This window comes from Bradyrhizobium sp. 956_D2_N1_4 (assembly GCF_052076025.1).
Lineage (GTDB): Bacteria > Pseudomonadota > Alphaproteobacteria > Rhizobiales > Xanthobacteraceae > Bradyrhizobium > Bradyrhizobium barranii.
In genome coordinates, this window is record NZ_CP197237.1 from 6282382 (window position 1) to 6305875 (window position 23494).

Annotated in this window: 20 protein-coding genes; 3 read left to right on the forward strand and 17 right to left on the reverse strand. The window is 60.2% G+C overall.

Translation table 11 applies throughout. The features are described from left to right. Positions 1-72: 72 nt before the first annotated feature. On the reverse strand, positions 73-645 hold the full coding sequence (locus tag AB7535_RS29755; protein ID WP_085400573.1) for an OsmC family protein: 573 nt from the start codon (positions 643-645) through the stop codon (positions 73-75). 105 nt (positions 646-750) lie between these two features. Further along, positions 751-1929 (reverse strand): alkene reductase, encoded by a 1179-nt coding sequence (locus AB7535_RS29760; RefSeq protein WP_231143402.1) that lies wholly within the window; start codon positions 1927-1929, stop codon positions 751-753. A gap of 42 nt (positions 1930-1971) precedes the next feature. On the opposite strand from AB7535_RS29760, the gene AB7535_RS29765 reads away from it, so the two are divergent. Further along, positions 1972-2388, forward strand: a complete 417-nt coding sequence (locus AB7535_RS29765) for a winged helix-turn-helix transcriptional regulator (protein ID WP_341850537.1) — start codon at positions 1972-1974, stop codon at positions 2386-2388. A gap of 534 nt (positions 2389-2922) precedes the next feature. Here AB7535_RS29765 and AB7535_RS29770 read toward each other — a convergent pair. From AB7535_RS29770 to AB7535_RS29780, 3 genes are all read right to left on the reverse strand, one after another. Further along, positions 2923-3534 (reverse strand): TIGR00730 family Rossman fold protein, encoded by a 612-nt coding sequence (locus AB7535_RS29770; protein WP_085400567.1) that lies wholly within the window; start codon positions 3532-3534, stop codon positions 2923-2925. Between the two features lie 1017 nt (positions 3535-4551). Beyond that, the gene (locus tag AB7535_RS29775) at positions 4552-5013 is read right to left on the reverse strand and encodes a hypothetical protein (RefSeq protein WP_231143403.1); all 462 of its coding nucleotides are present in this window, start codon (positions 5011-5013) and stop codon (positions 4552-4554) included. Between the two features lie 348 nt (positions 5014-5361). Continuing rightward, positions 5362-7149, reverse strand: a complete 1788-nt coding sequence (locus tag AB7535_RS29780; protein WP_439037432.1) for a PHA/PHB synthase family protein — start codon at positions 7147-7149, stop codon at positions 5362-5364. A gap of 693 nt (positions 7150-7842) precedes the next feature. Between AB7535_RS29780 and AB7535_RS29785 the strand changes: the two genes are divergently transcribed. After that, on the forward strand, positions 7843-8118 hold the full coding sequence (locus AB7535_RS29785; RefSeq protein ID WP_231143404.1) for a hypothetical protein: 276 nt from the start codon (positions 7843-7845) through the stop codon (positions 8116-8118). 588 nt (positions 8119-8706) lie between these two features. On the opposite strand, the gene AB7535_RS29790 is transcribed toward AB7535_RS29785, so the two are convergent. The 11 genes from AB7535_RS29790 to AB7535_RS29840 all read right to left on the reverse strand — a co-directional run bounded on the left by AB7535_RS29790 (position 8707) and on the right by AB7535_RS29840 (position 18503). Then, a complete protein-coding gene (locus AB7535_RS29790) occupies positions 8707-9270 on the reverse strand; it encodes an HpcH/HpaI aldolase/citrate lyase family protein (protein WP_354113110.1) in 564 nt (187 codons plus the stop codon). Positions 9271-9438: 168 nt separating this feature from the next. After that, positions 9439-10197 (reverse strand): SDR family NAD(P)-dependent oxidoreductase, encoded by a 759-nt coding sequence (locus AB7535_RS29795; protein WP_071909857.1) that lies wholly within the window; start codon positions 10195-10197, stop codon positions 9439-9441. 42 nt (positions 10198-10239) lie between these two features. Further along, a complete protein-coding gene (locus AB7535_RS29800; protein WP_085400557.1) occupies positions 10240-10950 on the reverse strand; it encodes an ABC transporter ATP-binding protein in 711 nt (236 codons plus the stop codon). After that, a complete protein-coding gene (locus AB7535_RS29805; RefSeq protein WP_439037433.1) occupies positions 10950-11696 on the reverse strand; it encodes an ABC transporter ATP-binding protein in 747 nt (248 codons plus the stop codon). Before AB7535_RS29805 ends, AB7535_RS29800 begins: the two co-directional genes overlap by 1 nt. Then, a complete protein-coding gene (locus AB7535_RS29810; protein WP_231143408.1) occupies positions 11693-12574 on the reverse strand; it encodes a branched-chain amino acid ABC transporter permease in 882 nt (293 codons plus the stop codon). Before AB7535_RS29810 ends, AB7535_RS29805 begins: the two co-directional genes overlap by 4 nt. Further along, positions 12571-13458, reverse strand: coding sequence for a branched-chain amino acid ABC transporter permease (locus AB7535_RS29815; protein ID WP_231143409.1), 888 nt, complete (start codon positions 13456-13458; stop codon positions 12571-12573). Before AB7535_RS29815 ends, AB7535_RS29810 begins: the two co-directional genes overlap by 4 nt. A 52-nt stretch (positions 13459-13510) precedes the next feature. Continuing rightward, positions 13511-14755 (reverse strand): ABC transporter substrate-binding protein, encoded by a 1245-nt coding sequence (locus tag AB7535_RS29820; RefSeq protein WP_231143410.1) that lies wholly within the window; start codon positions 14753-14755, stop codon positions 13511-13513. After that, positions 14752-15471 carry a cysteine hydrolase family protein gene (locus AB7535_RS29825; protein WP_231143411.1) on the reverse strand — a complete coding sequence of 240 codons (720 nt, stop codon included), beginning with the start codon at positions 15469-15471 and terminating at the stop codon, positions 14752-14754. Before AB7535_RS29825 ends, AB7535_RS29820 begins: the two co-directional genes overlap by 4 nt. Next, positions 15468-16409 (reverse strand): allantoinase PuuE, encoded by a 942-nt coding sequence (locus AB7535_RS29830; protein ID WP_231143412.1) that lies wholly within the window; start codon positions 16407-16409, stop codon positions 15468-15470. The genes AB7535_RS29825 and AB7535_RS29830 overlap by 4 nt, the downstream gene beginning before the upstream one ends. Continuing rightward, entirely contained in the window at positions 16406-17629 is a 1224-nt protein-coding gene (locus AB7535_RS29835; RefSeq protein WP_354113109.1) for a CaiB/BaiF CoA transferase family protein, read from the reverse strand. Before AB7535_RS29835 ends, AB7535_RS29830 begins: the two co-directional genes overlap by 4 nt. Then, entirely contained in the window at positions 17622-18503 is an 882-nt protein-coding gene (locus AB7535_RS29840) for an HpcH/HpaI aldolase/citrate lyase family protein (RefSeq protein WP_231143414.1), read from the reverse strand. Before AB7535_RS29840 ends, AB7535_RS29835 begins: the two co-directional genes overlap by 8 nt. A gap of 178 nt (positions 18504-18681) precedes the next feature. Between AB7535_RS29840 and AB7535_RS29845 the strand changes: the two genes are divergently transcribed. Beyond that, positions 18682-19611, forward strand: coding sequence for a LysR family transcriptional regulator (locus AB7535_RS29845; protein ID WP_439037434.1), 930 nt, complete (start codon positions 18682-18684; stop codon positions 19609-19611). A gap of 970 nt (positions 19612-20581) precedes the next feature. On the opposite strand, the gene AB7535_RS29850 is transcribed toward AB7535_RS29845, so the two are convergent. Continuing rightward, the gene (locus AB7535_RS29850) at positions 20582-23422 is read right to left on the reverse strand and encodes an ATP-binding protein (RefSeq protein ID WP_231143416.1); all 2841 of its coding nucleotides are present in this window, start codon (positions 23420-23422) and stop codon (positions 20582-20584) included. Positions 23423-23494: the final 72 nt, after the last annotated feature.

Sequence of the window (23494 nt, forward strand, 5' to 3'; positions counted from 1 at the left end):
CGTACATCAACGTTGCCTAGGTCGGGGCGTCAATGTTGACGGACTTCGTCCGGGATGTGCGCCATCGTGCAATCACTCGACGATCAAGACAGGTTCGAGAGCCACAGCCCGGGATAAATTGTAGAAATTGGGCGAGGTCGCCATCACCGCCTCATGAACCTCAGCGAATTGCTCTTCTGTACCACGGCCTTTGATCCGGACGGTATAGCTGAGGGTCTCGTAGCCGGGCGGCACGGCAGGATCGATCCCGAGGAAGCCACGAAGATCGATGTCGCCATCGGTCTCGATCGACAAGCTTTCGAGGGTGATTCCACGCACCGCGCACTGCGCCACGTATCCGACGGTCATGCAGGCGTTGAGCGCCGCGATCAGATGCTCCTGCGGATTGGCGAAATTGTTCGATCCGCCGAGTTCGCGGGGCTCGTCGATGTCGATCGAGAACCGGCGTGACACCTGCTCTCCGCCGACCTCATAACTCTCAACTTCTGCGCGGCTCCGCGTCTGGCCCTGCCAGGTCGTGATGACATGCCAGTTCGTCTTGCCTTTGGCCGGTTCGCGCTTGACGTCGTCGATCAGCGCAAAGAGATCGTCGAGATTGATGCCGTTGACGATGGTGGGGTCGGCAGGCTTCGTTGGTGCACTCACATGGGACTCCTTTGCTTGGGATTAGGTTAGACTTCGCATTTGGACTTTTGCAGCGTCGCGAGCGCCTGTGGATGCGCTGACCTGCTGCTCGACCCGCCGTCCCGGTCAGTCTGCTACCGCGTGCAGCGCTACCGATCGATATGCAGGGAAGTCCGTGTACCCCACCTCGCCGCGTCGGGTGTAATAAGTCGATCGGTCCGCTACGGCCAACTGCCAGCCGTGTTTGAGGCGCTCGACCAGGTCCGGGTTTGCGATATACGGCCTGCCGAAGGCGATCAGGTCGACTAATCCGGTGTCGAGCGAAGCCTGGGCGCGCTCGCGGTCATTGAAGCCACCGCACCAGATGAAGGTGCCACGAAATGCCGCCCTAGCCTTGGCAAGCAGAGCGTGGTCGAGGTACCGAGGCTTGAACTCCGCCATCTCCATGTTTGCGTCGGGCATCAGCTCGTAGAGCAGATGGATGTATGCCACGCCGCGGCGCCCCAGTTGCTCGGCAAGGTACAGAAACGTTTCCTCGACAAGAGGGTCAGTCGGCATGGAGCCGTACTTACCGAACGGAGACAGGCGAACGCCAACGCGCCCCGGACCGAATTCAGCCACCACCGCATCGACGACTTCCAACAGGAGGCGCGTACGATCTTCCATTCTGCGCCCGCCGTAGCGGTCGGTGCGCGTATTGAGCACCGAGCTCATGAACTGCTCGAACAGATAGCCGTTGGCCGCATGCAGTTCGACACCATCGAATCCGACCTTCCGCGCATTGGCGGCGGCTTTGGCGAAGGTGCCCACCATGGCCAACACCTCCTCCGTGCTGAGAGGCCTCGGTGTTTCCGTAGGCATATAACCCAATCGGCCGTCCGACCGGTGAGCAAACACCGAAGAGCCGTCGGCCCGCTGCTCGGTTGCGCCCACCGGAGCCTGACCGTTCGGCAGAATCGAGGAATGCGCCATCCTGCCGACGTGCCACAACTGCAGGAAGATCGTGCCGCAATGACGGTGAACCTCATCGGTCACCAGACGCCAGCCCTGCATTTGAGCTTCCGAGTGGATGCCGGGTGTCCTCGCGTAACCATGGCCAGACTGATCCACATCGGCGGCCTCGGTAATGATCAGGCCGGCACTGGCCCGCTGGCCGTAATAGGTCGCCATCAGCGCATTCGGGAGGTCACCGTCGGTCGGGAGGTCGCCCTCGGACGTTCGCGTGCGGGTCATGGGCGGCATGACGATGCGGTTCCTCAGCGGAACAGTGCCGCCGAGCAGTTGAGATTCGAACAAGTCGGTCATAGATCATCCTTCGAGCAGGTTTCTGCCGAAGGTTATTCTTCGGTGGTCATTTCCATCTACACACCCTTTGGTCAGTGGCGGATGAAGATCATCAAGAGACTACCGGGCTTACCGGTGGAGCGCGCGCTAGGCGTCTTTTCGGGACGCTGGAAGGCGGTGATCCTCGATGTGCTGCTGGATGGTCCGCAACGCACCTGCGAGCTCGAGATGCGCATTGTCGGCATCTCGCAGAAGGTGTTGTTAGAGCAACTGCGGGCGCTCGAAGTACATGGAATGGTGAGCCGGCAGTCCAGCGCCGGGCATCGCCAAGGGATCGAATACCTGCTCACCCCACTCGGCGAAAGCCTGCGGCCGGTGCTGGATTCCCTTCGCTCATGGGGCGCCCATCATGCCAAGGAGCTCGATGAGGTCGATCGGCTTGTGCCATGCGATGCTGTCGTTCGAGATCGTACGGCCTGACGCTTGATGGGTATCGCTGTCCGAGAGTTCAGGCGCATTCCTTAATACGTGAGACGAAGCCCCGCGCGGCAGCGCTTGACTGAAATAAAGAGCCCGCCAACTAAGGCGGCCTCTTCATTATTGCTGGTTCTTCGGAATCCTGTTTTGGCCGCTGTTGCGGGCCGTGCATTGTGCCGCGAGGCGAGCGACGCCGATTAGCTTGACGTGCCGGTCACGTCGATAACCAGGTTGGGCCGATGCCAATCAGTTGGCCCGCCATTCGCTCGGCGCTACGCCCGCCCAGCCCTGAAACGCATGCGTGAAGCCGCCCGGATCGGCATGGCCCAGTGCAACCCGGTTGCTCGTGCGAGCTATGCTCCTACCAGAACAGGGCGAGGTCCGCTCTGGGTCAAAAAGCGAAGAACTCAACGTAGGCAAATCTCGTCCGGGGCGCCCCACCAAGCTGACCACAGCGAGACGTGTCGCGACTTCGCTGATGGGCCAACATCAGAAGCCAACGGCACCCGGCCTCATTATGCCTGAGGACGCAGAAATCTACATCTTGTCGATGATCGACGAAACACCGTGTTCGGACGCGCGATCATTAGCAGCGGCGGCGACAATCGCAGGAATTACGTCGTCGGCACGATCAACGATAATGGGTTGAAGCAGGTGGTCTCTATGAAGGAAACCTGCGCTGCGTATGTGGTCCAGCATCGCCATCATAGGCGCCCAAAAGCCTTTGATGTTCACCAAAACTATCGGCTTACGGTGTTGCCCAAGCTGGGCCCAAGTCATGATTTCCACGATTTCTTCGACGGTGCCGATACCACCCGGAAGTGCCACGAAGGCATCAGAACGCTCGAACATTCTCTGCTTGCGCTCGTGCATGGTGTCTGTGATCGTCAAGTCTTCGAACATCTTGAGCGCATCAGTCGTCGTTTCCCAGTTTGTAAGAAATCTCGGAATGATCGCGCCGACCTTACCGCCGTTATTCAGTGTGCCGCGAGCTACCGCGCCCATCACACCATGGGTACCGCCGCCGTAGATCAGCGTTAATCCCGATGTAGCAAGAGCGCGTCCCAATCGTTCGCCTGCCTCAACGTAGGCAACATCGTGACCGGGCGAGGAACCGCAATAAACGCAGACTGCGTTGAACTTGCTCATGATGGGGATAGACCCGATGGACGGGCCTTGCGTCAAGCTCGTTCTTGCTCGCCAGAGTCCGCTTTGGGTCCAAGAGCTGACGATGGCCGACCAAGGGATGGCGGTCTCCTATCGCGCGATAAGCGGGCATGTAGCTTAGCCTTCAGTCCCATCTCCTCTATCGCTCAGACGTATAAAGGGAGTCCGTCTCGAGCGTCGTGATAGCAAATAACTTCGCGCGATCTCCTGGCAGAATTCCCGAGGCGGATGCTCGCCTAGTATGAAGCCCATAGCGACGACGTATCTCCGCTTTGGGTTTATGGTGCGCTCGGAGGGCGTTCGCGTTTGCTGTGATTTCAACGGGCTACAGCGGAGGACAACGAGTTTAGGTGCATTCGCGCCCAAAAGTGCCCTTTGGCACAGTTGCTGTAGAACAGCCCTGCCCTATGCGAGGTCAGGTTGGCTCACCGCTCATAACGGTCTTGTTGCAGGTTCGAGTCCTGCCGGACCCACCAAGATTATCAGTGACTTACTTCGTCTTCGTTGCTCGCATCGCCACGACCGCACGGCTGATCGTTGCACGGTGATGCCTATGCCCGAGTTGCAGAACGCATGTCAGGTGCAACACGGCTGCAAATCTCACGAGCTCGAGCTCGTCAAATATCATTGACACGCGAAAGCGGCACGTCGCGCGATCACGGCACATCTAGATTTTAGAGTTCCGTCGCGGACTACGGGCTTGGTCATATACCGGGCGAATGGTCGTTTCCTCCCTTACTTAGCCGAGACCTCCTAGAGGTCTCGGCCTTTTCGGTCGCGATCGCCGCTCTGCTCGATTGCAGGCCTAAGCTCTTCTGGCTCCGCAGCCTTGGCAAGAGGTTGATCGTGGCGCTCTCGCTGCTCGCGTATCGTTCGAATAGCCGCCGCCCATGCTGATGCCCGAAAGGGTACGCTCCGCTTCTGCATTGTCCGATCCGAACGCGCGCGTCTGGAACTTCGACAATCGGCCGCGCAGGCTGTCTCCGGCCGTTGCGGAGATCAGAGCTCGCAGTTCGGTTGCAGATTGAGCTTTCGAAGCAGCGGACTTAGCCCGTCCTGGCTGCAGCTCTGTTTTGGCCTCTCGATCGCTCTGGATTGAGCGTCTTTTGACTCGGCAGTGCTGCGCTTGCGGATTTGGTAGCCGGAAGCGGCGTTATCGTGCCAATGACGCGGAATGAAGGCTGGCTCTTTCGGCTTGGCCTTCGCTTGAGGAGCAGGCGTCGCTACGACGACCTCGGGTGTCGGTTTCGGATCTATCGTGGCCGCGGCAGAAACGGCAAGCGCCACATCTTCCTTTTGGGCCGCGAGCAGTCGGTCACCCTTGGTACCGGATACAACCGGGTAGCACACAATCTCGGGCGCGACTGTAGCGGAGGCGACTGGAGCAGCGCTTCGACCAAGCGCCGCAACAGCACCCAGCGCCACCAGGCCAGCCACTCCCAAGGCAAACAATCTGATCACTTTCGACGGGTCCCCACCCTTCAGCCCTGGCAAGGTCGGGCCGGAATCAGCCGAGATTATGGCTCTGGGGCTGGCGCGGTTAACAGAAAGGGACTTGGCCCCGATTTCGTTCCGCGATGACTGCCCGGCGCAGCTAGACAGTTGCCCGGGGGGCTCGCATCACGGAAAGATCCACATGCCTCCCGCCACCGCCGAGGTGGTTGATCCGAGCCAGTGCCAAGAACAGCACAGGGGCCTTCGTAAGCACTGCCGTTGCGACTGAGACATATCCGAGCCGGTGAAGAAGTCTAATTGTCGCCGTCGCCGCCGACCGATTTTCGTCGGAGCGGTTGCGCGTGTGCGGATCAGCTAGGATGCTACCGCTCTCACGCGTACGTAGGAGCCAGGAGCGTCCTCGATTACCGGCAAGTTGCCGCCGCCCGGTTCGCGCGCGGGAACGCGCTGATGATCCAGGCGGCTCACCCACTCGTCCCAAACGGGCCACCAGGAGTCCCGATGACTGGTTGCATCTGCGAACCACTGATCGGGGGTAGGCGGCAAGTTATCGTTCGTCCAATGGCCATACTTGCTGCCCGGTGCGCTTATGACTCCCGCCATGTGTCCGGAGGCGGACAGAACGAATTTGACGGGACCGGAATACAGACGCGTCGCCGCATAGGTCGACGTCCATGGGGCGATATGGTCCTCGCGCGTGGACAGGATGAACGACGGGATCTTGATCCGCGACAGGCCGATCGGGGTGCCAGCGAGCGTGATGCCGCCGGGCTTGGATAGACGATTTTCCAGATACATTGCCCGGAGGTAGAATGAATGCATGGCAGCGGGCATCCGTGTGGAGTCTGAGTTCCAAAACAGTAGGTCGAACGGGAGCAGCTCCTTGCCGAGCAAGTAGTTGTTCACGACGAAGGACCAGATCAGGTCGTTGGCCCGCAACATATTGAATGATGTCGCCATATCCTGAGCGTCGAGATATCCGCGCTCGCGCATGCGCCTTTCGAGCGTTGCGAGCTGCTCCTGATCTATGAAGACGGCCATATCACCGACTTCCGCGAAATCCACCAGCGTCACGAAGTAGGTTGCGCTTGCGATCCTGTCGTCTTCGTTCGCGGCCAGGTAGGCGGCCGTTGAGGCGAGCAGAGTGCCCCCAAGACAGTATCCGATGGCATTGACCTGCTCTTCGCCGGTCGCCCTTTTTATTGCATCCAGGGCTGCGACTGGCCCCTCGAGCATGTAGTCTTCGAAGCCCTTCTCAGCGAGCTTCTCGTCTGGATTGACCCAGGAGATGACGAAGACGGTATGGCCTTGGTCGACCGCCCACTTGATAAGCGAATTCTTCGGCTGAAGATCGAGGACGTAGAACTTGTTGATCCACGGCGGGATAATGAGGAGAGGCCGCTTGCGTACGTCGCTTGTCGAAGGAGCGTACTGGATAAGCTGCATCAGGTTGTTCTGGAAAACGATCTTCCCGGGAGTCGTTGCGATATTCTCGCCGAGCCGGAAAGCCTTCATGTCGGTCATCGTGATGGAGAGGCGACCCTCGCCACGACCGAGATCGGAAAGCAGGTTGTCCAGCCCGCGGAGCAGGTTTTGTCCTCCGGTCTCCAGCGTGGCTTTGAGCACCTCCGGATTGGTGGCGACGAAGTTCGAAGGAGAAATAGCGTCGACGAACTGACGCGTGTAGAAGTCGACCTTTCGAGCAGTGGCGTCGTCCATACCCTTGACGTCTCGGACGGTCGAAAGGATTGCCTTGGCGGCGACCAGATAGCTTTCCTTCACGTAGTTAAAGACTGCGTTCTCGGTCCAGTCGGGATGCTTGAAACGTTTGTCCTTGGGTTTGTCGGACTCGCAAGGCCGCGTCAGCCACATGCTTTCTGCCGCCGATTTCCAAACCGCCATGCTTTCGTTGAAGAGGTCGATCTGGGCCTTCGCCACCGGCGTCGGGTCCGACATCATTCTTGTCATGAGATCGACGAAATCAAACCCGAGCGTCGAGGTGTCTCCCATGCCGACCTTCGTGGCGTCGGCTTGGGATGTGGCGAACCGCTGCATCAACAACTGGCTCTGCTTCGCGACCGAGTGCAGTTGGCCGGCGAGAACAAGAGGATCCCACGTAGGTTGCGTCGATCGATCTCCCATGTCTTCCTCCCTCCGTTTTTCGAAAGAGTAGCACCGCTGGGATCGAAGGCCAGCGAAGAGGCGGTCGATCCCACGGGTGGCTGGATTAACGTGAGGTCGTAAGCCAAGTTTCCTTGTGCTGCGATCAACGTTGAGCATCACATGTAGATGCCTGGATTCGTCCGGCGATCCGCACAAATTCGAGTATATTGTGCTCTGCAAAAGGTCACCCGGGCGTCTAGGCGCGAGGGCCGCCAAAATATCCGATCGCCGCTGGGGCGGTTGTGATTGCGGTTCCAATGTAAGAGGTTGTCCAACGTCTATGACGCGCCTTTGCCTCGTCAGCACTGAGGCCGCCCCAAATGGACCGTGCCGATAATTGGTCTCGATCGCACCTGGCCCATGCGAAGGCGTATGGCGATCGGAGGGATACGCTGCCGCTTCGCCGACACCGGAGAGGATCGGTTGAGCAGATCGCCGAACGCTGGGTCGCCAGGGTGACACACAGCGGAGTCCAGGGAACAACTAAAGCGATGATGCTTGCGTGTGGAATAGGTTACCAATAGCGGACATCGTCTACGAAGCCCCAAACAACAGCGGTGCAACCAGAGCAGCATATGGGTCCAACCATGGGTTGGTGTTTAGACCGATCTTCATCAGCTATCTGATCCCCGCTGCAACGACTTACCACCCTCCGGATCCTGCATTGCGGTGATGACAGAACAGCTAAATCCCGAAGATTGGGCCTGGCACATTTCGGCCGAGGTCTACCGTCTCAATTTGTATAGCCGCCTGACGGAAAAAGCAGATCAAAATCGATCATCGGTCACCGATGAAGAGTTGGCTGAAGCGATCCGGGACAGTTTCACTCAAATGAACGAAATCGCCTATCGCGAAATGGTCAAGTTGGCGACCGAGGCAGCACTAGAAACCTACGATCGGGTCGTATCGTCCATCGTCAAGCGGTCCCGCGTTCGGCTGCGCAACTGAAGTCGCTTTGCGCACTCGGAAGGTCGCTCTCTTGGCTTGGCGCACATACCGTTGCGCCGCTTGCGGCCGGTGTCACAGCTCGGATGAGCGTGGACTCTCACTAGGGAAGCGACCCCGGCAGGGGCTGGCAAGCGCCGGGGCCGCTCCATCCCTCGTGAAGCACGCCCCGCCGAGCGCAAGCCAAGCATACTGGAGAAATCGATAAGGGAGGACTTTGTCGGCGCGGCAGCCTGTCGCACCAGATAGTTGACCTAAATTAACCCGCAAGCCTCGACCGACCTCTAGGTCAAGGTTCCTGAGGTTTTAGTTGTCCAGCGGTAACAGCTAATCTCGTTCGGTAAGCGACGCACCGATTCTATTTGCGGCGCAAAAACCTCGGGCGTAGCTTTGTCGACGCCGGGGCTGGACCATATTTCACGTATTTTTTTGACCCGGCGGGGCCGCAGCGTCGCAAGCCGCTGCGGCCTTTTGCTGACGGGCTGCAACGGGCGAGCACCGTTCGAGTTGCAAGACGATGGTTCCGCTATGGCCTTGGTCGGCTGCGCGAGACCCATCCGGCTCCTTATCCCAATCGTTCTGCTCGCTCGATCAGTCGGCGCCGTTGCGATATGTTGGCACTTCAATCCAGAGCCCGTCGATCTGGGCGCGGTCGATGCCGCGCTTCCGCGCGGCATCGAAGCCCTCGACAATTGCAGACACACGCGCCAGCTCGTCCGCGCTTGGAGTAAAGACCGCGTTCAGCGCAACCGCGTGCGCGGGGCGCACTAGGGATTTGCTGCGGTAGCCGAGACGACGTGAGAACGCAGCCCCGCGGACCGCACCTTCAACGTCGCTGAACGTATAAGGGGCATCGATCGGTTCAATGCCGGCCGCGCGAGCTTCCAGGATGAACCGCCGGCGTGCGTAGTCCAGCTCGACCGCGTCAATGCCTCGTTCGGCGCACAGATCATTGGAGAGGTCTTCCGCTCCCAGCAAGGCGCACCGGATTCGGGGGCTGCTCGCGGCGATCGAACACACCTCGAGCACGCCGCGGGCCGTTTCGCAGACCGGCAGGATATCGGTGCTGTTCGTTGCTATTTTAAGCTCTCGTTCCCAATGGGTGATCGCCGCATCCAGGGCATGCATCTGCGCCGCCCTGTCGCTGAACGGCATTCCCGGCGCCCTGATCCACGGTCGTTTCGACATCAGCGGACCATTGTCCACGGCCTGGCAACTGCACAAGCGATGGACGACCACTAGGCTACATATTCTTGACGACGCCGGTCACGGCGGTGGCAATGAGTTCATGCCTTCGATCTGACAAATATTCACGAACCTGACCTAGTGCGAGAAGCGTCGCGCGCCTCCGTCAACGTGGATTACCTGGCCCGTGATGTAACGGGCAAGTGGCGAAGCAAGAAAGGCGACAAGCACTGCGAGATCTTCCGGCTCGCCGATATAGCCAGCAGGACAATTCTCCGCGACCCATTTGCGCTGAGATTCCTCGGTCGGCAATAATTTCTGATCGATCTGCTCGGAGTGTAGCCGGCCGGGCGGGATCGAATTGACCGTGATCCCATCCTTGCCGACAACACGGGAAAGCGACTTTGCCCAGATATGGGTGGCTCCATTGGGCGGAATGCCACCATTCAACGCCAACGGCTCATCGCCTCCGGTCAGATTAATGATCCGACCGAATTTCTGAGCCTGCATCATGGGCACGAAGGCATGGGCGAGTTCCCGACCGGCATGAAAATTAAGCGCCATAGCCTCATCCCATTGCTGACGCGTGCCTAGGCCGTCGAATGGCCGCGAACCGCCAGCATTGTTGACGAGGATGTCGAGGCGGCCGAAAGCGGCAAGCACCTCATCTCTGATACGCGCGGCTGCGTCGTGCTGTGTGACATCTGCGACGATCATCAACGGCCGCTCGCGTCCAGAAGCCGCAATCTCGTCCGCCACATTTCTTAGGCGGTCTTCTCGCCGGGCCACGATTGCGAGACGACATCCCTCTTCAGCAAGCATCTGCGCGATCGCGCGGCCGAGGCCGACGCTGGCACCGGTGACGAGCGCGACCTTGCCGGCGAGCTTAAGATCCATGGTTTTCCCTTTTTTGCCGTGACTTGATACTCGCCAGCGAGCTCAAAGTCCGAGATAGGCCTTTCTGACCCGATCATCGTTTTGGAGAGCGGCGGCAGGGCCCTCGATCGCGATCCTGGCGTGCTCCAGCACGTAAGCGTACTGCGCCTGCTTGAGGGCCAGGGCGACATTCTGCTCGACGAGTAGAATGCCGATGCCTTGTGCCACAATCTGGCCGATGACGGCCATAACCTGCTTGACCACAATGGGAGCCAGGCCGAGCGAGGGCTCGTCGAGCAGCAGGTAGCGAGGCCTCGACATCAGGCCGCGCGCGATTGCGCACATCTGCTGCTCACCGCCAGACAGCGACCCAGCCTGCTGGCCAAGCCGCTCCTTTAACCGGGGAAAAATGGAAAGGACCCGGTCAAGCGCGTCCTTCTCGTGTCCCCTCGCCCGCGGTGCGTAGCTTCCGAGTTCAAGATTCTCGCGCACGCTCATGAAGGCGAAGAGTTGGCGACCCTGCGGAACATGCGCGATGCCCGCCTCGACGCGCTCATGGGCCGGCATACGCGTAATATCGATGCCTTCGAGCCGGACCGTACCGCTGGAGACATTCGCTTGCAGGCCGGAGATCGCGTTCAGCGTGGTGGTCTTCCCCGCACCATTGGCGCCGAGCAATGCAGCAACGCTGTTGGTTGATACCGAACATGTGACGCCGCGTAATACGGTAACGTCGCCATAGCCGGCACTGAGATCGGTTACATCGAGCGCCATCAGTCGTCGCTTCCGAGATAAGCCGCCACTACAGCGGGGTCTCGCACCACTACCTCCGGCTTGCCCTCGGCGATTTTGCGTCCGTAGTCGAGCACTACGACCTTGTCGGCAAGCGACATTACGGCATGCAGATTGTGCTCGATCATGATGACGGCGAGGCCGTCCTGATGCGCAAAGCTGCGGATCAAATGAATGCTCTCGTTGATTTCCGAAGCATTGAGCCCGGCGAGTATCTCATCAAGCAGTAACATCCTTGGTTCGATCGAGAGAGCGCGCGCGAGTTCTAGCCGCTTGCGGGACTCCAAGGTCAGACTGTCCGCCTGCCGGTCGAGCAACGAACGCATGCCGACGCGGCCGATGATCTCCGCGGCCTTTTCGCGTGCCGTCGCCAGCGGATAGTTCAGCAGCGCGCCGACGGTGACATTCTCATGCACCGTCAGGCTGACGAGGGGCTTGACGATCTGGAACGTACGGCCAATGCCCGCGCGAGCGCAGACACTTGCAGAAGCACCGGTAATGTCCTGGCCGGCGAAACTGACGTTGCCGGAATCGGGCCCAAGTTGACCGCTCAGGATATTGAACAGCGATGTCTTGCCAGCGCCATTTGGACCGATGAGCCCAACGATCTCGCGGTCGGTCACATTCAGCGACACCTCGTTCACGGCGACGAGTCCGCCAAAGCGGCGTACAAGCCCGCTCGCGCGCAACAGTTCCTTACCAATAGATCGGCTGGCCGTGTCCATCATGTGGGGCACCATGCCTTGAGTGTGCCGACGATACCCCTGGGCGCCAACAGAACAGTCCCGAGAAGCACGGCGCCATAGATCAATAGCCGGGGCCCGCCGCCAAAGAACTGGCTCAACACCCCATCGAGCGGAGTCATCACCAGCGAACCCACGATCGGGCCAAGCGGTGTGCCAAGCCCACCAATGATGCTCAAAAGCGCGATCTGCACTGAAATGTTGATCGAGAACACGCTCGGCGGATCGAGGAACAGGATGTACTGGGCATAGAAGAAGCCGCCAACGGCTGTGAGTGCAGCACTGATCATGGTGACGATTAACTTTACCTTGACCGTCTCGATACCCATGCTGGCCGCCGTTGCCTCGTCGTCACGAACAGCGATCAGATAGAGGCCGAGCCTGCCGCGATGCATCCAGCGGGTGATCGCGTAGACTGTCATCATCAGCGCGAAGGCCGCGACGAGATAAGCCCACCGCGAGCTGAAGATGAATGTAGAGATACCCGGTTGGAACGGGATCGCGATGCCGCTTGGACCGCGCGTGAGATCGCTCCAGTTATTGGCGACGATTTCCATCGCGATCGGGAAGACCAGCGTTGCGAGCGAGAAGAATGCTCCCCGCAGCCGAAAGCAAGGCCAGCTGATCGCGACGGCAAGCCCGGTCGTAATAAAGATACCAGCGATCAGGCCCAGCCAGGGCGAAACACCGTATCTGGTGAAGGCAATCGCAGTGATGTAGGCGCCGATACCGAAAAACGCCGACTGTCCGAGCGAAACCAGTCCGCCATAACCCGCCATCAAATTCCAGGCGCCGGACAGGGCCGCCCAGAGACAGGTCATCACGGCGATGTTGAGGTAGTAGTCATTGAAGAACGCGCTCATTTGGTGCCGACCTCTTCCATGCCAGCGCGGCCGAATAGTCCCTGAGGACGGATCAACAGAATCAGAATGAACAGCACAAGCGCGATGACATCCTTGAGTTCGACCGAGACGTAGAAGCCTGTCAGCGTCTGGGTGACGCCAATGATCAGCCCTCCAACCATAGCGCCGGCGACGCTGCCGAGCCCGCCGAGAACGACAACGACAAAGGCAGTGATGATCAGGTCGACCCCTGCGGTCGGAAACGTATAGAACATCGGCGTCAGGATGCAGCCTGCCACCGCCGCACAGGCAACGCCGGCGCCGAACGCCAGCCGGTTCAGCCGGTCCGTGTTCACCCCCATCAGCGAAGCAGCATACCGGTTTTGCACCATGGCGCGCAGTGCCTTGCCGTCGCGCGAGAATTGCAAAAACGCGATCAACGCTCCCGCCATCAGAAAGGCGACGATGAAGGCGTAAAGTGAGCTCACGGAGATGGCAACATTCCCGACGATTAGGGATTGCGACGAATAGGTCGTCTGAACCGAACGGTAGTCAGGGCCCCAGAAGGTAAGGGCAACGTTCTGAAGCACTACCGATAGGCCAAAGGTCGCGAATATCTGCATCGCATGTGGCGCGTGCAGGATCGGCTTGATCACCGCGCGTTCGGCGAGCAAGCCAAACCCGAACAGAACCGGTGTGACGATAAGGATAGATGCATAGGGGTCGATCCCCCAAAGCGTGTTAAGCCAGAAGGCGCCGAACATGGCGAGCATGATGAACTCGCCTTGCGCGAAATTGACGATTCGCAGGACACCAAAGATCAATGTCAGGCCGATCGATAGCAATCCGTAGACACCGCCGATGAGCAGGCCCGAGACAAGCAATTGAGGAAGGATGTCCAGCATCTCGTATCCAGGCTATGGACGATGACTGGCATTGCCAGCCACCGCGGCCAGATCAGCGCTTGTCCCAGGTCCGGAGCGGCACCAGCACCGGATCGCCGGTCTTGAGGTTATCCGGCGCCACCACGACGAGCTTTCCATCCTGCCATTGCTGCGCGACCGGGAAGGAACGCTCGTTCTGCCCCTGCATCTCGCTACCCGGCCGGACGAACTTGACGCCCCAGCCGAGCGAGGTGCCGCCGGCGGGAATGTCGAGCGCCAACGCGGCCTCCTTCAGCTTGGCGGGATCCGTCACGCCCGCCGTACGCAGCACCTTGTCGAGCAAAATGTAGGTACCGACAAAGCCCTGGGTGCCGACATAGGATGGCGCCTTGCCCTGACTGGCCTGGAAGCGTTTCTGAAACTCGGCGAGCAGCGTTCGCGCCTCATCTGAGAGCGACGCCGGATTGATCCCCGCCGACCCCTCAGTGTCGAAGATTCCATTGACGGCGCTCCCCAATCCTTCACCGAAGCTCGCCAGACCGTAAATGCCACCGGTACCGATGAAAGCCCCGACATTGATGCCGAGTTGCTTCATCTGGCGTTGGATTAGCAGCGCGTCATTGGCATAGGACGAGGCGATGACGATGTCAGCGTTGCTCGCCTTCATGCGCAGCACGAGCGGGGCGAGATCGGTGGTCGCGGCCTTGTACGGCAGACGCCCCGCGACCTTGAAGCCGAGTTCCTTGGCCTTGGTCTCGGCCGCGGTCGCGACTGAGGTACCGTAATCCGAATCCTCGTGAACGATGAGCATGTTGAGATCGGCAGGCTTCTTGCCAAGGCGTGGTGCAATGGCGCTCGCGGCGAGACTGGCGGCAAGCTGACCGTTCGAGCTCGCCGTGAACACGAGGCGGAAATAGCCGCTGAAACCGCGCTTGGTCAAACCGTCGGCGATGCCGCCGGTCTCCCAATATATCCCGCCGCGGCGCTCCACCACCTGGCTTGCTGCGTAAGACAGCCCGCTCGAATACGTACCGGTGATGATCTGCAAATTCTCAAGTGAGGACAGGCGCTCGGCCTCCGACTGAGCCTTGTCCGGGGTCGAGGCGTCGCCCTGGACGAGTTCTACTTTCTTGCCGGCGATGCCGCCTTTCTCGTTGATCATGTCAACGGCAATACGCGCGCCATTAAGGTTCTCATTACCGAGCAGCGCCAGGCCGCCTGTCAGCGGGTAGAGTGCCCCGATGCGCCATGTTTCTTGCGCGTCCGCGGAGAAGGTCGATGCGGCGAACACGAGAGCCGCCAATACGAGACGTTTCATTGTCTATCCCCCTTGCTGTATTTCTGCAGTCTGGCGATGACGGTGGCCGCATCCGTCACGTCGGCGAATTGCCGATCCATGTCGAAGAGGCTAATCGCGTGCGAGATCGGCAACCGGTCGAACACCGCGTCGGCCGGAACGATCGCGCGGTAATTGTAGGAAGCGGCGTCGAAGACGGTAGCGCGCACGCAATTGCTGGTTGCACCGCCGAGCACGATCACGGTGTCGATATTGCGTTCGACCAGATAACCGAGCAGTGGCGTCCCGTGGAAACCACTCGGCTTCTTCTTCACGAAGACGATATCTCCTGGCTTGGGTCCGACCTCGGGTAGCAATTCAGCGCCCATCGTTCCGTCGATGCACCAGTCATCGCGCTCCTTCATGAAGGCGCGCTTGCGACCATAGACACCAATATCATTGCCGCTGGCGTCGAGGGCAAAGCGGGTCAGGAACACCGGAACGCCCGCCGCTCGTCCGGCATCCAGGATGGTCGCGATCCGATCGACCGCCGCCCATCCTATTTCACCGCAGGACGAGGGATAGCGCTCGTCGCGAATGCCGCGCTCGCCGACCATGTAGCGTTGCGCATCGATGACTACGATTGCGGGCCTCACGCCGAAACCCATCCGCTGTGCAAACCGCCCTCTCGCCAATACGGCGCGGTCGGCCTCACCCAAATAGCTATCCCAGATCTGCGTGCCGGTTGTGTTGTTCATCGGTCATCCTCGGAGGGTGCGTGGTGGGCGTGCCAATGCTCGGCGACATCAAGGCGCCTGCAGACCCAAACGCGGTCATGCTTGAGGATGTGGTCGAGGACGTTCGCCAGAGCCCGCGCCCTTGCCGGCCGTCCCGTGATGCGCGGATGAAGGCCGATTGACATCAGCCCGGGCTTCTCGGCGCCTTCCCTGTAAAGCTGGTCGAAAGTCGACTTCAGATAGCCCTCAAAATCGTCGGGCGCCGAAAAGCCGGAGGGAGCCGCGAACTTTCCGTCATTGGCATCCATCGTGTAGGGCACGACAAGATGGTTCTTGCGCTCGACCTCGACCCAATAAGGCAGCTCGTCATTGTAGGCGTCCGAATCGTAGCGGAAGCCGCCCTCCTCGACGATAAGGCGGCGCGTATTCTCGCTCGGCCCGAAACGGCAATACCAGCCGAGCGGCCGCTTGCCGGTCGTGCGCTCGATAGAAGCAACCGCGCGCGCGATGCGCTCTCGCTCTTCCTCTTCGCTCAGGCGGAAATGCTCTTCCCAGCGCCAGCCATGACAACAGACATCGAAATTCGAAGCAGCGATGGCCTCCGCTACCTGCGGATTGCGTTCCAGCGCGACAGCACAGCCAAACACCGTTGCGGGCAACTGCCGTTCCTGGAATAGATCGAACAGCCGCCAGATTCCGACCCGGCTGCCATATTCGTACATGGTCTCGAATGCGAGGTCGCGCTGTCCGGCCGGCACCCGCCCGCCCGGGGCCTCGGCAAGGCCAAGCTCGGTACGACCGCTGCCGTCGGGAACGCTGTATTCCGACCCTTCTTCATAGTTGATCGCAAAATTCACGGCGATCCGGGCGTTGCCAGGCCAGCGCGGATCGGGGCGTTTTCGGCCGTAACCTACGAAATCACGCGGATGTTCGGAACTTGGCCGCCAGACGCCTGTCATGCTCTGTCCCCTCCCTGTGCAGGGAGCCGGCCTGCGGCCCGCAACTCATCAATGATCTCGTCGCGATCCTGGTCGATCCGTGCGCCGGTGCGACGGATAGCGCCGGGCGTGCGCGACATCACCGGGAAGACGTTCTGCATCCGCACCGGGCCGAGATCCTCGTCCGGTACCGAGACCACCGAGTTTCGCGCAATATATTGCTGATCGCCGAAGATTTGCTCAACATCATAGATTGGCGCAATCGCGGCCTCGACACGCTCAAAGGTCTCGAGGACTTGGGGCAGATCATGTTTGGCGATCCAGCCACCGACGATCCGATCTATCTCCTCGACATGCTTGATGCGGTCGAGGTTGGTCTGGAAGCGCGGATCATCCGCCGTACCCGGGCCCCCCGTCAGGTCGAGCACACGCTTGACGATACTGGGTGTCGCCGCCGAAAGCGCCACCCAGCGCCCCTCACGCGTACGATAGGCATTGCGCGGCGCATTGTTGACCGAACGATTTCCAGTGCGGTTCTGGATCACACCGAGCTGGTCGAAGATAATCGGCTGCGGTCCCAGCAAGGCGAAGATCGGTTCGTAAATCGCAAGATCGATGTACTGGCCCTTGCCGCTGCCGCCGATGTCACGTTCGTAAATCGCGAACATCGCCGCAAAGCAGCCGTAATAGGCCGCAATGCCGTCGGCGAGCCCAAATGGCGGTAACGTCGGCGGCCCATCGGGCTGGCCGGTTATATGGGCGAAGCCGGACATCGCCTCCGCCAGCGTGCCAAAGCCAGCGCGTCGGCTATACGGCCCGGTCTGGCCGAAGCCGGTCACCCGCACCATCACAAGCCGGGGATTGATCTTTGAGAGCACGTCCCAGCCAAGCCCCCAACCTTCCAGCGTTCCGGTTCGGAAATTCTCCACGAGAATATCCGCGTCGACGATCATCGCCTTGAAGATCTCGGCGTCCGCGGCGGTCTTCAAATCGAGCGCGATGCAACGCTTGTTGCGCCCAGTGGTCTTCCACCAGAGGCCGTGCCCTTCTTTTTTGGCGCCCATGTTCCGTAACGGATCGCCGCTCGGGTGCTCGATCTTGATGACGTCGGCCCCGAAATCGCCCATGAGCGTCGAGATGATCGGCCCCGCGAACAGCGTCGCGCAATCAATGACGCGCAAACCCTTCAGAGGGCCTGCGGCTGCAGGCATGGCGCGTTCGGTTTTCATCGTTTCAGGCATGGTGGGCCGCCCCTTCGACGATTCTCAGCACTGCGTGGGCCCGGTCGATAAATGGTCCATCGGCCATGACGCCATCGACCATGAACGCCCCGACCCCGCGCGCGAGCATCTCTTCGGCTTTGGCGACGATGCGCCGCGCATTTTCGATTTCCGCAGCGCGTGGAAAGAATACCGCGTTGACGATGTCGATCTGACTAGGATGGATGCAGCTCTTTCCCGCAAGACCTAACGCGCGGCCAGCTTCAGCATCCATCCGGAACGCTTCGCCATCCGCCACGCCGACGAATGCTCCGTCAAAGGCGTCGATACCGGCTTCGGCAGCGGCAAGCCGGACAGCCAGCCGCACCGGTGCCAGCGCAAGCGGACTACGCTCGACTCCAAGTGGTTCGAACAGATCGCCGAAGCCGAGCTGCAAGCCGATGACCCGCTCATGGGACAACGAGATCTCGGCCGCCACACGAAGGCCTCGGGCGGTTTCGATATTGGCGAGAATGCCAACGCGGCGGCCGATACCGTTTTCGCGCTCGAGCCGATCGAGGAGGCGCGCCGTCTCCAGGATCGTTTCGGCACTTTCGACCTTCGGAAGATTGACGATGTCGAGGCCGGGTCGCACGACCGCCTCAAGATCGTCGGCAAAGAAAGGCTCGCCCCAGGGATTGATGCGGACAATCACAACCTTTCCCGACGTTGTGCGACGTTCAAGCGCCCTCGCGACGTAGTCGCGCGCTTCGATCTTGCGGTCTTCCGCCACGGCATCTTCGAGATCAAACGAGATTGCATCGGCGGCCGATTGCCACGCTTTGTCGAACAACTCGGGACGGGAACCCGGTACGAAGAGTTTGCTTCGCATCGACGGGGAACGGGTAGCAGACATCGCCACGACCTACCTATGAGAGCGGGTTATACCTCGCCGTCCAGCGAGCCCCCGTTTTCGCGTTGGCTTTTCCGGAAAGCCGCTTCATTCCATCCTTAGATTGCTTGTTCGGCAAATATAATGTTGTTGGAGGGGCATTCCTGCAAGGAATGGCCATAAACAACTAAAACGTGCAGCCATGGATCTTCGCAAGCTTCGATATTTTGTCGACGTCGTCGAGGCCAAAAGCATCAGCAAAGCGGCTGCGAGTCTTCACGTAGCCCAGCCTGCCTTGACCAAGAGCATCCAGTCGCTCGAACAAGAACTAGATGCAGTGCTTTTGCAACGCTCGGCCAAGGGTGTTGCTATGACGGAAGCAGGGGCCAGGCTCTACGAGCACTGTCAGATTGTCTTTAAACAACTCGACCGGGCTCGGCACGATGTACGCAAATCGATCGAACGACCGTCGGGTGTAGTGACCGTCGGACTACCGCACAGCTTGATGACGGTGCTCGCGTTGCCACTGTTGCAGCTCACTACGGCGCGTTATCCCGATGTTCGCCTGGAGCTGAAGCAAGAGCACACCCATTTGCTGGTTAACGATATCCGAGCGGGAAAGTTGGATTTCGCCGTAATGGCAGAACCGCGCTCAGCATCGGGCCTGCACTGCCAGCAACTTCTGAAAGAGGAGCTTCTTTTTGTCGGACCGACCTCAGCCGACCTGAGTGCCCGTCAGACCCATATCTCCTTCCTGGATGCTTCGGTGCACGAGTTTATCCTTCCGTCGGTCGGCAATGGCCTTCGCCATACGGCAGAAGGACATTTTCGCGCCCGCTCCCTGCCGCTCAACGTCAAACACGAAGTCGACGCCATCGCCCTGATCACGCAATGCGTACAAGCCGGGCTTGGCGTCTCGCTGCTGCCAGGCGGCTGCATTCGCATGGATGCCGACCAGGGCCGTATTCGGGCGATGCCCTTCGCGGAGGGGGGCTGCCATCGTACCATTGTGTTGTGCCAGGCGGTGGGAGCAGCCTTATCTCCAGCAGCGGCCACCGTGGTGGCAGTAGTGGAAGAGGCTGCCCGGGAATTGGTGACTGGCGGTCAGTGGCTTGGAGCTAGGTTGGCTTGAGGGCTTCTCGCGTTGCAAATGCGCATTCGACAGCCCGTCGCAATCTACGCCAACATGCGCGTGCGATCTGCCCTTTCGCCTTCGAAACATCGCTTTGTTCTCCGGCCCAGCTTCGCTGAGCTAGTCTGGATGAAAGCTCGAATTTGCACTGCCCCATGGTTACGATACCATCTCCTGCCGTTTTCTTGCGACCCGTCACTCCTTTGAAACCCGACAGGGATCGTCTAGACCTCTTTCGGCTTCAAGGTCGCTTTTGACCGACGATCCTTCCCTTATTCCGGGGCTGGCGAGTACGCTCGCGAGGGTGGCTTGAACACGTTGGAAGACTCCACCGTGCCCACCCGGTCCACACCCGAGCGAGATAGGAGCGTGGTCGGTCACGCAAAGTGATGGCCAGGAACTCTTCGACGGATCTGCGCTAATAGTTGCCGGTCATCGGGTTTGCGAGTCCGGGTCGATCACGACGAAGCAGGGATCCGCGCGTCGATCGGTGAGCGAGGTCTCAATACACAGAGACGTCTAGCAATCGACGTCCAGAGGCACCGCACCAGTTTCGCACCGGAAACGACGTCAACCAAACGTATCGAAAGCAATTGGACTCTAACAAAACGCGGGAGAATCACGAAGCTGACCTGCCGCTCATAACGGTCTGGTTGCAGGTTCGAGTCCTGCCGGGCCCACCAAGAATATCAGTGCCTTGCTTGGTCTTCGTTTCCCGCGCCGCGACGACCGCACCAGAAACCGCACCAGATACGTCCACTTTTCGTTCGTGCACAGTCGTGAGGGTGTCCGGCAAGCTCGCCTGCCGAACAGTTGGATGCGACAGTGCATCCACGATCCTCGCCTCCCCGGCCGACGGAGAGGGACTGACGGAAGCAGTCTCTGCTATTGGCGACAATGTCGGCCATCTCCGGTAAAGCGGAAGTCAGCCACAGCGTCAATCAAGTCCGCTAAGGGCCAACTTCAGACATCAGACCCAGGTGCTGAGTAAATCTGCCGCGACTTTCAGGTCGGCCGTTTCAAAGCCTTCCGTGAAGCGGCCGTATGATCGCTGGAGTAACGCTCTCGCCCCTATCCGATCTCCCGTACTAGCCATCAGCGCAGCCAGATCGGTGGCAGTCCTCAATTCCCAGGAACCGGCGTGCTGTTCACGGGCCAGATCGAGCGATTGCTGAAGGCAGGCTTGGACGTCTTCGTGGCGCGATGTCGGAATGGCGCCAAGCAGTCTGCCTTTCAAGCGCATTAGCTCCGGCATTTGAAAGAACTCACCACTCGCATTGACCCGCTCGATTGTCGCGTTGACGAGCGTGATGCCCTCACCAGCCCGCCCAAGTGAAAGCAGGCCAAGCGCGAGCTCCATATTGAATTCGGTCGTGAGCAGCTCATGACGCGCGGCGTGGATGGGCTTCAGACACGTCCGCAGATCATCGACGCCTCGTTGCAAATCCCCTCGGCGGATCGTCAACTCGGCCTTGCGGCATCGTCCGATCGCCATCAGGGGGCCCATAGCATTTGCTTCGGCAAGCGAATAGGAGCGATCCACGTAGTGCTGGGCGGCATCGAGGTCGCCGCGCCAGAGAAAAACCGTGCCAGCACCGGCAAGCACCAGAGCCAGCGCTGCGGAATGTCCCGTGGCTTCCGAGGCCTTGACAGCCTCCCTTGCGCGGTCCGCTGCCTGATCCGGATAACCGTGCAGCCAGAGTGTCCGGGCCAGCGCCATTATCGACCGATAATGAGGATCGTAGCCCAACAGAACCGAGCCTTGTTGGGCGTGCGACAGGATTCCTATCAGAGATTCGAGCTCGCGGCGCGAGCCGGCGAGATCGCCCGAAAATTGCAGCGCCATGCCGAGTTCGGAGTGAGCGAGTGCTCTGATGGCGAGGTCTCCGGATCTTTCGGCAAGGGCGTGGCAACGCCGGGCGTAATCGAGCAATATCCTGAAATGCGCGCTGCGACCGTGGAAGATGTATTGCATGTTGAGCAATCCAGCCTCGTAGGCCGTATCGCCCCTGGCCTCCGCAATGGCGAGGCTCCTGTTCAGTGCGTCATTGACGGCGTCGCTTTCGCCGTACATCTGCGACGAAGAGACACCCAGGCCCGCCTGGAGACGCATCTCATCAGAGCTTCCGACAGCACCAGCGTCGAGCGCGATCAAGGCGCGCTGGGACCAACGGTGACACTCCGCCAGCAACGACATTGCCAGGAAGACATCGACGGCTGCCGCGGCGAGCTGAATGCCGAGCTTGGCATCTCCGTCCTCGCCGAAACACCAGTCGAGCGCGGCGCGTACGTTGTTCATGTTGCCAAAATGCGAGGTCCGTTCCACTCCAGTGGATAAGGAGGCCCAGTCGCGGCCACGCTGCTCCAGCCAATTCCGGGAATAGGTTGCATGCCGGACAGCAAGGTCGCGGCCTTCATCGTCGGCGATCTGAATGTCACGGGCATAAGCGCGCGTGGTATCGAGCAGCCGATAGCTCATCACGGTTCCGACCGGCCGGGTCGCGATCATCGACTTTGCGATGAGGCTGTCGATCGCGCCGAGGATATCCCTCTGGTTGACGTCGCGCCCGCACACCGCGGTGACCGCGTCGAGCGTGAAGTGTCCGACGAAGACGGCCAGCCGGCGGAGAACGATCCGCTCCAGATCGGAGAGAAGGCCGAAGCTCCAGTCCAGCGTTGCATGCAGCGTTCTTTGCCGGGGCGGAGCGCTCCGCGGCCCAAGCCAGGACAGCGCCAGCCGCTGGTCGAGCAACTCGGCAGTTCCATGCACCCCGTAACTTTCGACGCGGCGGGCCGCGAGCTCGATGGCCAGCGCCACACCGTCCAGCCTGCGGCACATGCTGGCGACAACCGGCGCCTCATCGTCACCGAAATCCAGCTGCGCGCCGCTCGCACGGGCTCGCTCGACGAAGAGCTGGATCGCCGGAAATGTCCGGACGATTTCGGCCGTCAGTTCCGTGCCGTCGGGCGGACAGGCCAGCGTGTCCAACCGGAAGACGTTCTCTCCGTCCGTCTGCAACGCTTCGCGGCTCGTCGCCAGAATGTGGACGTTGGGTGCGGACAAAAACACAGACGATGCGAACGCGGCGACAGGATCGACCAGGTGTTCGCAAGTGTCGAGGATCAGCAAGATCCGCTTGTCTCGCAGGTAAGCGACGATGCTGGGCGTCGCGTCGCTGGATTGCACCGACAGGCCGAGCAGCGATGCCACGACCGTCCCCACCAAAGTTGGATCGCTGACCATGCTGAGATCGACAAAGAGCAGCGCACCATCAAAACTCTTCATCAGACGGTGCCCAGCCGCGATCGCAAGCGTCGTCTTGCCGACGCCGCCAGCACCGACGATGGTCACGAAGCGCGTCGCCATCAGCCGCGCCGGCAGCTCCTCGATCTCGACCTCCCGATCGATCATCGGTAGACGTACCGGCAGATTGGCCTGCTGAAAGGAAGACATATCGCTCGCGCGCGGCGCTTGATCGGATAAGCGGGCTACCTGCGCGACAAAAGTATAGCCGCGCCCGGACGATGTCACGATGTAGCGGTTGCCTTCGCTGCCTTCGCCGAGCGCCTTGCGCAGGTTGGTGATGTGAAAGCGCAAAGCGCCCTCTTCGACCACCAGACCCGGCCATACCTGGCGCAGCAGCTCGGCTTTGCTGATCAGCTCGTTGGGGCGCGAGAGCAGCGCCACCAGGAGATCGTAGGCCCGTCCCCCGAGTTCGACTTGCTCACTGTTTCTGGTCAACACGCGCTCGGTCAGATTGAGGCGGAAAGGACCGAACGAAATGATCTCCGTGGTCTGCGCTGTCGGCATTGATGGATGCTGCTCTTGTTGTGGGCGGCGATCGTGCGATTACGAAAATGCGACGACGACCGACGTCTTTTG